General features: G+C 44.9%; 13 protein-coding genes. 2 read left to right on the top strand and 11 right to left on the bottom strand.

The window, feature by feature from the left end:
- Position 1: 1 nt before the first annotated feature.
- The 3 genes from ACXAGK_RS17375 to ACXAGK_RS17365 all read right to left on the bottom strand — a co-directional run bounded on the left by ACXAGK_RS17375 (position 2) and on the right by ACXAGK_RS17365 (position 1966).
- Complete coding sequence (locus tag ACXAGK_RS17375) at positions 2–376, bottom strand: type II toxin-antitoxin system RelE/ParE family toxin (RefSeq protein WP_474857202.1); 375 nt, start codon at positions 374–376, stop codon at positions 2–4.
- A 163-nt stretch (positions 377–539) separates the two neighbouring features.
- Positions 540–1400 (bottom strand): 4-hydroxybenzoate octaprenyltransferase, encoded by an 861-nt coding sequence (gene ubiA / locus ACXAGK_RS17370; RefSeq protein WP_474857201.1) that lies wholly within the window; start codon positions 1398–1400, stop codon positions 540–542.
- Positions 1397–1966, bottom strand: a complete 570-nt coding sequence (locus ACXAGK_RS17365) for a chorismate--pyruvate lyase family protein (RefSeq protein ID WP_474857200.1) — start codon at positions 1964–1966, stop codon at positions 1397–1399. Before ACXAGK_RS17365 ends, ubiA begins: the two co-directional genes overlap by 4 nt.
- 148 nt (positions 1967–2114) lie before the next feature.
- Between ACXAGK_RS17365 and ACXAGK_RS17360 the strand changes: the two genes are divergently transcribed.
- Positions 2115–2528, top strand: a complete 414-nt coding sequence (locus ACXAGK_RS17360) for a flagellar basal body-associated protein FliL (RefSeq protein WP_474857199.1) — start codon at positions 2115–2117, stop codon at positions 2526–2528.
- Positions 2529–2735: 207 nt separating this feature from the next.
- Here ACXAGK_RS17360 and glpG read toward each other — a convergent pair whose 3' ends face one another.
- The 8 genes from glpG to ACXAGK_RS17320 form a co-directional block, all read right to left on the bottom strand.
- A complete protein-coding gene (gene glpG, locus ACXAGK_RS17355) occupies positions 2736–3599 on the bottom strand; it encodes a rhomboid family intramembrane serine protease GlpG (RefSeq protein ID WP_474803176.1) in 864 nt (287 codons plus the stop codon).
- Between the two features lie 158 nt (positions 3600–3757).
- A complete protein-coding gene (gene glpE / locus ACXAGK_RS17350) occupies positions 3758–4069 on the bottom strand; it encodes a thiosulfate sulfurtransferase GlpE (protein ID WP_118490912.1) in 312 nt (103 codons plus the stop codon).
- On the bottom strand, positions 4069–5094 hold the full coding sequence (gene tdh, locus ACXAGK_RS17345; RefSeq protein WP_474857198.1) for an L-threonine 3-dehydrogenase: 1026 nt from the start codon (positions 5092–5094) through the stop codon (positions 4069–4071). Before tdh ends, glpE begins: the two co-directional genes overlap by 1 nt.
- Positions 5091–6287 carry a glycine C-acetyltransferase gene (locus tag ACXAGK_RS17340; protein ID WP_474803182.1) on the bottom strand — a complete coding sequence of 399 codons (1197 nt, stop codon included), beginning with the start codon at positions 6285–6287 and terminating at the stop codon, positions 5091–5093. Before ACXAGK_RS17340 ends, tdh begins: the two co-directional genes overlap by 4 nt.
- 427 nt (positions 6288–6714) lie before the next feature.
- Complete coding sequence (locus ACXAGK_RS17335) at positions 6715–9159, bottom strand: bifunctional diguanylate cyclase/phosphodiesterase (protein WP_474857197.1); 2445 nt, start codon at positions 9157–9159, stop codon at positions 6715–6717.
- 9 nt (positions 9160–9168) lie between these two features.
- Complete coding sequence (locus tag ACXAGK_RS17330; protein ID WP_474857196.1) at positions 9169–10344, bottom strand: hypothetical protein; 1176 nt, start codon at positions 10342–10344, stop codon at positions 9169–9171.
- Positions 10341–10814 carry a hypothetical protein gene (locus tag ACXAGK_RS17325; protein WP_474803191.1) on the bottom strand — a complete coding sequence of 158 codons (474 nt, stop codon included), beginning with the start codon at positions 10812–10814 and terminating at the stop codon, positions 10341–10343. Before ACXAGK_RS17325 ends, ACXAGK_RS17330 begins: the two co-directional genes overlap by 4 nt.
- An 88-nt stretch (positions 10815–10902) precedes the next feature.
- Positions 10903–11928, bottom strand: a complete 1026-nt coding sequence (locus tag ACXAGK_RS17320) for a glycosyltransferase family 9 protein (RefSeq protein WP_474857195.1) — start codon at positions 11926–11928, stop codon at positions 10903–10905.
- Positions 11929–12000: 72 nt separating this feature from the next.
- On the opposite strand from ACXAGK_RS17320, the gene ACXAGK_RS17315 reads away from it, so the two are divergent.
- A complete protein-coding gene (locus tag ACXAGK_RS17315; RefSeq protein WP_474857194.1) occupies positions 12001–12726 on the top strand; it encodes a 3-deoxy-D-manno-octulosonic acid kinase in 726 nt (241 codons plus the stop codon).
- Positions 12727–12786 lie beyond the last annotated feature (60 nt).

The raw sequence follows: 12786 nt of genomic DNA, 5'->3' as shown, positions 1-12786 counted from the left end.
GTTATCTCACCTCTTCAATACTACCTGAATCAATAGCTTTCTTAAGCTTTTCCTCGCTGTAGTTCAGTAGCTCTTTAGCTAAGAGTTTTAAAGACTTCATCTCTTTAACACTAATGTTAGAGCGGGTGCTTTTGGAAAAACCGTAAATAAAAAAGGCTTTATTATCCACTTGAAAAGCTATGAGAGTTCTTAAGCTTCCACTTTTGCCTTGCCCCAAAAGAGGTACTCGCTTTTTATACACGTTTGCACCTAAATCGGCGTCAACTAATCCCTGTTGCATTTCTGCAATTGCTAATTTTAGCACGCTGTCTGATAAACCTTCCTTACTCGCCCACCTCTTGAACCACTTCAATTTATATATGCGTATAGATTCCATTCGACACCTGAAGCATAACACTTAGTAGCACAATTTGTGTACAGCTTTAAAAACATTTAGTGATTGAAGCGCGTTCCTGTATAAGCTAGTGAATACTTTAGACTGGCTATAAATAAGTTATAAGGGGACGTTGGTACAGGTTGAAGTTTGCTGTTGGTAAGTTTTACCTTACCAAACAAAAATGCAGCGCCGTACCAAGCGTAATGGCTAAACCAATGTAGTGGTTTTCAATAAACGCAGTGAAACAGCCTTCACGTTGGCGGCGTTTAATAAGTTGATATTGGCGCACGCATAACAAAGCAGAAAACAGCACGGCCGTGTAGTAAGGCCATGTCGCATTGATTGTTACGCCTATACTCCACAGAATTGCTAGCGCGCAGGCTTGCAACAACATCACAATTAGCACGTCGTTTTTACCGAACAATATAGCGGTAGATTTAACGCCTATTTGCAAATCGTCGTCGCGGTCTACCATGGCGTACATGGTGTCGTACGCTACTGTCCATAGTAAGTTAGCAATAAATAACCACCAAGCGTACGTTGGTACAGTTTCTAGCACGGCCATGAAAGCCATAGGTATAGCCCAGCCAAATGCCGCACCTAATACCACCTGCGGCAAGTGGGTATAACGCTTCATGAAGGGATAACTTGCAGCGAGCAAAAGCGCTACGACAGATAACGCGATAGTTTGCCAGTTAAGAAAAAGCACTAACACAAATGCAAAGGCGATAAGTGCGCTGAATAACTGCAGCGCTTGTTTAGGCTTAATTTCGCCAGTTGCCAAGGGGCGCTGGGTTGTGCGCTTTACGCGTCCGTCGACCTTTCTGTCAGCATAGTCATTGATAACGCAGCCCGCTGAACGCATTACAATTACACCAGCCACAAAGATAAGCGTAATGCCTAAAGACGGTAAACCTTGTGCCGCTATTAACAGTGCCCACAATGTAGGCCACAACAATAAATAAATACCTACGGGTTTATCTAGGCGCATAAGTCGCGCATATGCATTCCAATTGTGTTTCATAATTGTTGTTCGCTTTCCTTTTCGCTTGTCGCTGACTGACCGTAAGCCGGAGAATGTGGAAGAAAAACTTCTGCCACTATCATGCTGTAGTTATCTAACGTAAACAACGAGCGTCTTCCCCACAAGGTTTGGTTACTATTGATGCCAAACTGGGCGGCTTGGGCAGTACACAATTGGAACTGTGAACGGGTGAACCGCGCGTCGTTAAATAAGCGTTTTCCCAGTGGCTCGCGACCTAAGTCAGAAAGCTCACTGTCTACAAATGCTTGGGGGATAATAGAGCGTGCAAACACCCAGGGTTGGTGATCGCCACATAATAGAATTTCACGGGCTTGATAGCTGGTGTTACCGTTATTCTGTAGTAACGACAGCTCGTTGTCGTGAGGTATTTGCGTGCGCTGACCAATAAGCTCCAGCGAAAAATGATCGCTTAGTGATTGCACCCGCTCGGTCAACGACCCTGTGTCTAAAAGCCAATTTTTTAGCTGCGCATTTGGAATTGTGATGCCAGAAGGTGCTTGCCAGTCAACCGCCAAACCCACTGGAAAAGTGGCATTAAAACTCACACGAAAAGCCCGAATAATGAATCTGTTAGTATGATAACACGTCATGTGAGAATATTTTCACTTGGTTAAACTTTTGCAGTAGTGTGTTTGATCAGAGATTTGCTACACTACCAAGTGAATTTATTATTTTGGTGTTTCAGGCTTCACTATGTTTAAGTCACTAATTTTACGTATATTAGCGGTTAGCTTTTTTGTTCTTGGTTGCAGCTCAGCATTGGCACAAGATAAAGCCAACTATGCTTATTTGGGCTTAGAGCCAGAAATTGTTACCAACTATATTAGCGACAGCGCACAGAAGCTGGGTTACGTTCGCGTGTCGGTAGAGTTGATGATTAACGATGTGAATCAACTGGAAATTGCTGAACACCATATGCCACTACTACGCGCTACCGCTATTGAGATTTTCGGACAGCAGCCCGCAGAAAAAGTAAAGTCGCTAACCGGTCGTGAAGATATTCGCCGCGCTATATTGAAAGCTCTTCAAGAGCATATGCAGCAAGAAACCGGTGGTGAAGTGATTAAGAACGTCATCTTTACTAAGTACTTATATCAGGGTGCTTAAGCAGAATAACTGCAGCCTAACCTAATGAAAAAGCGAGCTTCAATACTGAGCTCGCTTTTTTGTTTCTATAGCAGTTTTACCGGTATTTTTCTTAGCGTGTAATACGCCAAATATCTAAGTAAGTGCGGCTAACTGTTCCCTATCTTTTCGTTGTGATACCTGCACGTGCTAGCACTTATACAAACTAAGGCCTGCACTGACTAACTACTAACGCTTAGCAGAACCTAAGCTTAGTATGGCGGCAAGTAAGCAACCTGAAATAAGCCCTGCGGTATGTGCAGCATTTGCCATGCTCACCCACAGTATATCGGCATAGCCAATGACCAACCAAACCAGCATAAAGCCTACAATAGAGTTTGGTAACGACAGCCCCCAGCTTGGGCGCAGCCAGCCCAGCCACCACACAAAACCCATCACGGCATATACCACACCAGATAAGCCGCCAAATAAGAATAGGTTGCCTTGTACAGGGTCGCTAAATAGCGCCTGTGCGGCATTTGAAATTGTGGCTGATACTAAAAATACAATAAGCAGCATGCTGATACCTAAAGTACGTTCAATTTTGGCCCCCAGCATGCCCCACCACAGTAAATTAAATATGATATGAAGTGCCGAGAAATGAATGAACGCCGGGCCCAGCAGCCGCCACCACTCGTGATTTTGTGCCAAGACAGAAAACGGCTGCATCAATAAGTGCTGTGCAATGGGGGCAAATAACCCAAATAAAGACAATAGGTAAACTGCAGCACACAGCACAAATACCACAGAAGTAAACGGCGCTTTAACGGCATCAGAGATTATTTTGCTTAACGAAAAGCCGCTACCTGATGGGGCTAGCTGTACGTTCTTACCACTGTCCCATGCCGCTTGCTGATATTTAGGGTTGGTTGGATTTGCTATAAAGTCTTCTGCGATAACTTTTGCGCGGTCAACATGCTCATTGTTATCCAGCACAACCACAAACTCTTTTTCGTGCTGTACTACGTTGGCGTTGATATGCTGACTGGTTAAGTAGTTGGCAAGAAGGTGCGCTGGACTTTGCTGATTAAACGCAATTAAAGGATGACCCATAAGCTAGTTGTTACCCCAAAAGCAAAAAAGAGTGTGAAGCGATAAAGATGTGCAAGAGCGCGGAATCCTAGCTCTCGTCATTGACTCTTTATACTGAAATAGTGAAAGACCTGCAAAACATAAAATAAAGGTGCACATTGTGCACCTTTATAAAATCGCTATTCGGTTACTACCGGGTTCGCCTGTCGCCACGCTTCAAAGCCCCCGTCCATACTATAAACGGTCTCAAAGCCTTGCTGAGCAATCACTTGCGCAGCCTGCTGGCTGCTTACGCCGTGGTAACACACCACAACAACTGGAATATCTTTGGGTGTTTGGTCAATAAACGCCCCAAAGTTGTCGTTGTTAAGCGGTGCCGCATTGGGCATATGGCCATTAGCAAACGATTGAGGATCGCGAATATCCACAATAGTTACGTCGCCTTGGAAGTTAGCCACGTCGTTTACGCTAATGTGTGAGAATGTTGTCATTATTGCCAGTCCAAAATAACTTTACCTGAGTGTCCTGACCCCATGGTATCAAACCCTTTCTGAAAGTCATCAACGGAAAAGGTATGAGTGATGATGGGTGAAAGGTCTAGGCCGCTTTGTAGTAAGCTCGCCATTTTGTACCAGGTCTCGAACATTTCTCGGCCATAGATACCTTTTATGATCAGACCTTTAAAAATGACCTGGTTCCAGTCGACAGCAACATCTTGCGGAGGGATACCCAGCATGGCCACTTTGCCGCCGTGATTCATCTTGTCGAGCATGTCTCTGAAGGCTACTGGCACACCAGACATCTCAAGGCCCACATCGAACCCCTCTGACATGCCCAGTTCGTCCATAACGTCTTGTAAGTTTTCTTTACTTACATCAACAGCACGGGTTGCACCCATTTTTTTAGCCAGTTCAAGACGGTAAGGATTAATGTCGGTAACAACAACGTGTCGCGCACCTACATGTTTTGCGACCGCCGCCGCCATAATACCTATAGGACCAGCACCTGTAATAAGCACATCTTCGCCTACTAAGTCGAAACTTAGCGCGGTGTGAACGGCATTACCAAACGGGTCGAAAATAGACGCGAGGTCGTCGCTGATATTGTCTGGAATTTTAAACGCGTTGAATGCTGGAATTACCAAGTACTCTGCGAAAGCACCAGGGCGGTTTACACCCACACCCTCAGTGTTACGGCACAAGTGTACGCGACCAGCGCGACAGTTGCGGCAGTGACCACAGGTGATATGACCTTCACCAGAAACACGGTCACCAACTTCGAAGCCTTTTACTTCTTGCCCCATACCCACTACTTCGCCAACGTATTCGTGACCAACCACCATAGGTACGGGAATCGTGTTCTGCGACCACTCATCCCAGTTGTAGATATGCATATCAGTACCGCAAATCGCGGTTTTGCGAATTTTAATCAGTAGGTCGTTGTGCCCTACTTCAGGCTTTGGCGTGTCTTGTAGCCAAATGCCTTTTTCCGCTTTTGCTTTTACCAGCGACTTCATGAAATCACTCCCATTTCACGGCCTACTTCGATAAACGCATCGATGGCTTTATCTACATGTTCAAGGCTGTGACCTGCTGACATTTGCGTACGAATTCGGGCTTGCCCTTTTGGTACAACAGGGTAAGAGAAGCCAATAACGTAAATGCCTTTTTCTAGCAGTTTATCAGCCATTTCACTGGCTAAGCGGGCATCGCCAAGCATTACCGGAATAATAGCGTGATCTTTACCAGCAAGGGTAAAACCCGCGTCTTCCATGCGCTTACGGAAGTGGTTGGCATTTCGCCATAGATTAGCGCGTAATTCATCGCCTTCTTTCATCATTTCAAACACTTTTAATGATGCTGAAACAATAGGTGGCGCGACTGAGTTAGAAAATAGGTAAGGACGTGAGCGCTGACGTAGCCATTCAACCACTTCTTTTTTGCCTGACGTGTAACCGCCTGACGCGCCGCCAAGGGCTTTGCCTAAAGTACCTGTAATGATATCTACACGACCCATTACACCGCAGTATTCATGGCTACCTTTACCATTTTCACCTAAGAAACCCGTTGCGTGGCAGTCATCAACCATTACCATGGCACCGTATTTGTCGGCCAGGTCGCAGATTGAAGCAAGGTCGGCAATAACGCCGTCCATGGAAAATACGCCATCGGTAGCAATGATTTTAAAGCGCGCGCCGTCGGCATCAGCTTGCTTTAATTGCTCTTCTAGCGCTGCCATGTCGTTATTGGCATAGCGGTAACGTTTGGCTTTACACAAGCGCACGCCGTCAATGATACTCGCATGGTTTAATGCATCAGAAATAATGGCATCTTCTGGTCCAAGAAGGGTTTCAAACAGTCCGCCATTGGCATCGAAACAAGACGGATAAAGAATGGTATCTTCTGTACCTAAAAAGTCGCTGATAGAGGCTTCTAGTTGCTTGTGAATGTCTTGCGTTCCGCAAATGAATCGCACAGATGCTACGCCGAAGCCATGACTATCTAAGCCTTCTTTCGCCGCTTCGATTAAGCTTTCATTATTTGCTAGGCCAAGGTAGTTGTTAGCACAAAAATTAATAACGTGCTCGCCACCAGCAACGCCAATATCCGCTTGTTGTTGGGACGTGATTACACGCTCTTTTTTGTACAAACCATCTTCTTTCGTGGCTTCAATTTGCGATTGCAAATGAGAAATAAATGCCGCAGACATGCCATTCTCCAAGTGTGGGTATATGAAAACCGCTAGTGTAATGAAAGCGCATGAAAGGGTACACACCCTTGCGCTGTATTTAATGGGTTTGTCGACTAAGTTTGTAAATTATTCAGCACACTCACAAAAAATGCTTAAATCACGCTAATTTGTTTTAAGTGCTAGGGCCTGTTGACCTTTGTTGTACATTTTTGCAGCGGTCTGTGTGCCATCTAGACAAGGCGAATGTTTGACGGTTTAGTGGTTCTAAATCGAGAACATTCAACGCAGTATAGATGGCACAAAGGCGCTGCCCGTAGGGGTCGTTATGGAAGCCTTTTACTCTTTGTCACAGTCCTTTAACTTAGCCCGCTAGGCTTGCAGGACTGTTTCGCGATTAAAAGGCTTCCATTTAGACCAAAATTCGTACACCAAAGGTCAACAGGCCCTAGGCAAAGTCTTTCCAAAAACCGTTTTCTACTTTGTCCCTTAATGTGTCCCAAAGGTTTACTTCAGGTATAGGACGGCTAATAAGATAGCCCTGGCCCTGATGGCAGTCGAAATGACAAAGCAATTCGTATTGCTCATTGGTTTCAATGCCTTCAGCTACCACCTGCATGCCCATATTACGCACCATGGATATGGTGGAATGCACGATGTTTCTGTCATCTGCACTGCTGGCGATGTTGGCAACGAAAGAGCGATCTATTTTTATAAAGTCGGCTGGTAATGATTTTAAGTAACTTAAAGATGAATAGCCGGTTCCAAAGTCATCAATCGCTAACATGCACCCCATGTCACGTATAGTTTGCATTACACCCGTGGCCCGTTTGATATCAGAGACCAACACGGTTTCAGTGAGCTCTAAGCAAACTTGATCAGGAGCGATATCGTTTTTAATAATTTGATGCTGTAAAAACTCAGGCAAACTGGGGTCGAGGAACTGCCCGGCCGATAAGTTAATTGCCACTTTGATGTCTGGGTAGCCGCTGGTTTTGAGCTCGTTAACTAAGTGAGTGGAACGCGTAATCACCCAGTAATCTAGCTCGAGCATAAATGACGTGTTTTCAAGTAGAGGAATAAAGTCGCCTGGCGATATATGCCCTTTTTTAGGGTGATACCAGCGTAATAGTGCTTCAAAGCCCATGAGCTTACCGCTGTGCATGTCTATTTGGGGTTGCAAGGCAAGGCTAAACTGATTGCCTCTTAGCGCTTCGCGGGCTTCAGACTCCAATTCAACCTTTTGCATTACCTTAAGGTTCATAGTGGCGTCATATACCCTAAACTCAGCACCTTTTTTCGCCTTAGCTTCGTACATCGCTATATCGGCATGGCGCAGCAGCTCTACCGGCGTAGCGCGTGAGTGGTTAGTAATGGCAATACCAATGCTGATTGAAACATAAAAAGTAACGCCGTCGACAATAATGGGCTCTTGAAACTCGTCGATAATTTTTTGCGCGACCGTGTCGACATGTTTTTTGCTCTCTATATTCGACAGTAAGATAACAAACTCATCGCCCCCAAACCGCGATGCAATATCAGACTCCCGAATAGGACGGGAAATTCTCATTGCCGCAGCTTTAAGCAGCTTGTCGCCGACATCGTGCCCATGGCTATCGTTAACTTTTTTAAAGTCATCTAAATCCATAAACATGAGCGCTACTAGCCTGTCATCTCGAATTGAGCTGGCCAGTTGTTTTTCAATCTGAAAGGTCAACATGTTGCGGTTGGGTAGGCCTGTCAGCACGTCGAACATGGCCATTTTTTCTAACTTAGCGGTGTTAATTGCCATTTGTCCGTCAAAGCTTTCTAGCTGGCGCGCTAAATCGTTCGCCGCTTCCTCAACCACATCGAGTTCGTCGGTTAGCTTAAATACCGGCTGCTTTCGACGCTTAGCTGCGACCGTATAGAATTCGCTAAACTTATGTTCAGCCAACATCGGCAGACGCTCGCTTATGTCTAAAAGCCTTGTGCGATATTGATTTAAGAAAAGATAGAGCAACGAAGAAAAAAGAAGAAATAATGCGATAGCGCTTGAAATAACCACGTACTGATATTGCTCGTTCTGACGTATCATTGCTGAGACATCTTGAACGATAAGCAAATAAGGATGATCGCCTGCCGCATGGTCAAAAGGCAAAAGGCTAACCAGAAGCTGCTGGTTTTCTAACTCTACGTTTACCCCTTTTATTACGAGGTCGTCAACACGCCAGTTTTCAGGCAATGCCTTAATAAGCGAATTTAAAAATTGTTTGTTCGCAGCGGAAACCTGACTTGCTACCTTTAACGCAAGTTTTTCAACCTGTGATTCATCTACCTGAACAACCGCGACTTTATATACATCGGTGGCGCGGCTAAATAAATACAGTAACTCTCGCATGGAAGTCGACACGACAATAACCGGCACTTTTTCGCTTGATGCCATTATAGGTATAGAAATGTAATGAGTGCATACGCTTTCGCAGACCAGTAACGAACGACTTTCAAATGAGGCCCGGGTAGAATCTACAAGTCGCTTGATGGTGCTGTTAACGGGGTAAGTAGGCTTTCCAACAACGCCGTTTTCATCGAATAAGTAAAGGGTTTCTACCTGAAAATTGAGCGTTAGGTATTCGCTTAGGTCATCTAGCGTATTATGTAAATTATCAAGGTTATTGGAATACGCGCCATTTTTACGGCTTATGATATCAATGAGGGTGATCATACGGCTATGGAGTATGTCTTCGAATAGCTGAACCCTACGCTGGTTGCTAATTTGGCTTTCCCGCTGCTGCATCACAACCTGTGCTTCAGACTCTTGAATTAGCACGGTGGATATAACGATAGTAACGGTTAAAACCATTGCCAGTAAAATAGCGATGGTTTTCGTGGTAAAAGATACCTGAACCTTCATCTTTTACCCTTAAAACCAATACATCAATTGTATTGACCACATTTCCCAATGCTTATCGGCGTGGGATGCCACATCACGGTTTAATAAGCTGACCACACGCGTTGCACCTTCAACCCAGTGATATTCGCCCTGTAATCGCCATTTGGGCGCGATGTCCCAACGTAACCCCACCGTATAAGTATCTTGATACCCGAAGTAGGCAGGGATAAGCCCTCCAGTACTTGCCTCTAGTTTTTTACCGTCACTGTCGGAGGTATCGTTGATGTAGGTATCGTAGCCAATAAGACCGCTGATTTCGTTGTTAAACAAATATCTAAATTGAACGAAACCACCTTCACCGGTGCGTTTTTCGGCAAAGTCAGGGGAAAATAACCCTTGGCTGTCTTGTTTTTCACGAAGTATCTCTGCAGTGACTTCCCACTTCTCAGCAAAATATTGGGCGGACAGCATAAAGCGCTCAACATTAGCTCCACCTGACAAACGGTTATCGTCTTGTGATGGTGTGTACCTGAAATCGGAATTAAGCCAACTCGCGCCTACCTTCCACGTCATTGATGAGGGCTGCAAAAATACGCTAGCTTGATGCACGAAATCTTGTTTGATTTTGCCCTCAGCTGCATCGCCTAAGAGAAAATCGCGCTGAGAGTCATTAATGTTCGAGCGGCCATAGCTCCAGTTAAGCTCCCACGTAAATTCTTTACCATAGCGAGAGAAACTGGTTAGTATTCCGTTACTGCCCAAAGCAACATCGCGGAATCCGTCAAAATATACCGACTGAGGCAGTACTGACGTATATCGCGTTTGAGGGACATCTCTGGTTGATGAATAAAGCCAGTGGATGTTTTTAAAGCGTCCTGCGTGAATTTGGCCCTGCCACCCGCCAGGTAAGTCAGGTAGTTTCCAGTCAACAAATAAATAATCGAGGCGAGCACCTTGCTCGAAGCGATTCCCACCCTCTAGATAGTTTATTTGGCCTGCTATGGATATGTTTTCAGCAAGCTGATAATAACCGTTTAAACCGATTTCGGTGAGTTCACCCGTCACGTTATTATCGTCAGTAATAAAACTACTGTCTTTCGACTGGGTCAAGCCCTGTGAAACATAACCATGCCATGTAAAATCTGATTGGGCGCTAATAACATGCGAGCTAAATAGCCCAAGCGCTAAAGCGATGTATATTTTCATTTTAAATCTACCTCAACGCGTCTAAGCTTGACGATATCGGTCCGCTCAACATAACCGATAGAACCTACCGTGTTTTCCAATGCATCCACTAGCGCTTGATAAGAGGTTACTCTGATAGGGGTGATACCTTGGCCAGAATAGGTAATTTGATCCCAAAGACGAGACAGCTGATAAGGGAACATTTGAAGAATATCGCGGCAAAATTGACGGTGTAGCTCGTCGCTGTCTTGCAGTACGAAAACGGTAATTTTAGTGCCATTTTCCCAATACTGGCGCTGCCCTGTAAAGATCTGACGAAGTTCGGAGCGACTAAGTTCTTCAACCATTACACTTTCGTTCACCATGACGTTAAGTTCCGATGCATTTACTTTAGGCAAGCACATGAATAGCACTGCTAGTGTTAGCAGTACTTTTCTAAATGCAGCAAAAGAATGAATCTCGGACAGCCATCGCAAAGCGGGCTTTTTCATTAAGTAACGACTCCCTGTTCAACAGAAGTACACAGCACAACGCTAAGTGTAGATAATAGTTGGTAGTTTTACCTTACGATAAAAAAAATTAAACGAGGAACGGCGCAACTTTTTGCTTAACCATGTCTACGGTAATTTTTTCCATTAACTGGCTCCCTTTGGCTCGCGTTCCCCACGGTAAGGCGCTCCAAGGTTTACCCTTTTGCTCTTCTATGCATTCATCATAAACCGACACCAATCTTTCAAGATTGTTGTAAGGCCCTGTTCTACGTGGATTAGAATGTGCGTATAGCCCAATAACAGGCGTGCCCACGGTCGTTGCCATGTGAGCAGGCCCAGTATCTGGTGCAATAACTAGGTGAGCATGCTTTAGTAACATAAGCAGCTGATGCAATGTTGTTTGCCCAGTAAAGTCTTTAAGCGGATATTTCACACTCGCTTTAATTGCATCAGCAGTTTTGCGGTCTAAATCTCCTGGACCGCCACATAATATCACGGTGACACCGGCCTCTTGGATATAGTCAGCAATACTTGCGTATCGTTGCGGCAACCAATTTCTTTCAGCCTTACTTGCCGCTGGTGAAATAACGACATATTTACCCAAGGTTTTAGCTTGTTCTTCTCCCCACTTTTCATCTTCTGATGCAACAGGAATACTCCAAGAAACAGCTTTTGGCTCAGGTACGCCCAATGCATCGGCAAAATCCATAAAACCTTTAAGCACATGAGCGTGCTTTGTGGCAGCCACCCTTTTATTGGCAAACAACCAGTGCAGCTCCTTACTTCGCGCCCAGTCAAAACCTATGCGCTGTTTTGCTTTAATCACTCGCGAAGCTAAGTTTGCCCGTAATGCCACCTGCATCATTAATAAAGCATCAAAGGTTTCACCGGCCACTTCCGCTTTTAGCGACTCCACTGCAGCTTTCCCTTTTGATTTATCAAAAATAATGAACCGTACGTTTGGCATCAGCTTCACAAGCTGATACTCCACTTTCCCTATTACCCACGTAATTTCAGCATCGTTCCACTGTGATTGAATTCGAGTAACCATAGCAACGGCATGACACACATCCCCAATGGCCGATAAGCGCATTAAACAAATCTTTTTTCCCACAGAAGCTCTCTCGTTGCTGAAAAACCAAAATAAATCATTAGAATATGAAATTTACCATAAGTTGTGGGCAACATGGCGACAATGCGACGAGACATAGGTGCTGGGCACCACTTTATTTTCGACAACACCTTAGTCAGTCAGCCTAATACAGAAATGTTTAGCCCTGAGTTTTGGCAGCTACAAAACAAGATAACAGGCCAAGCCAAGGGGCGTGGTACAACGATCTTCATTGAGCATGAAGGTCAACACTGGGTTTTACGGCGCTTTATGCGTGGCGGACTGGTAGGCAAGGTACTTAGTGACCAATACTTTTTTAATGGTATTGAACGTTCTAGACCTTTCGAAGAATTCGCATTGCTCGAATACATGCGAGGTGAAGGTCTTTTGGTACCTATTCCTGTCGCTGCACGTATCCACCGCAGAGGCTTGATTTATCGCGGCGATATTATCACCCTTAACATTCCTAATAGCCAAGACCTGCACCACGTTTTGTGCCAGCAGCCACTATCAAAAAACGAGTGGCAGGAAGTGGGGCGAGCGCTGGCTCGAATGCACAATTGCCAGGTTTATCATCACGATGCGAATGTTCGAAATATTATGATTGATAGCGATAAGCAAATTTGGCTAATCGACTTTGACCGCTGCTCGAAACGTAAAGGGGATAGCTGGAAACAAAGTAACCTAGATCGTCTATTGCGCTCTTTGCATAAAGAGCAAGGCAAAAACCCGATATTTCACTGGAAAGAAGACGATTGGACGGCGTGCTTAGATGGCTATAACGAATTGGTGAAGCGTTAAAAACCGCAAATAATAAACATAATCGCAGCAGTACTTAGCATTACTCGTTAATGTGGTACA

It is taken from the genome of Alteromonas sp. ABM1_013, from assembly GCF_056160505.1.
The sequence above is the reverse complement of the archived record's forward strand: the minus strand, read 5'-3'. Positions and strand labels throughout refer to the sequence as shown.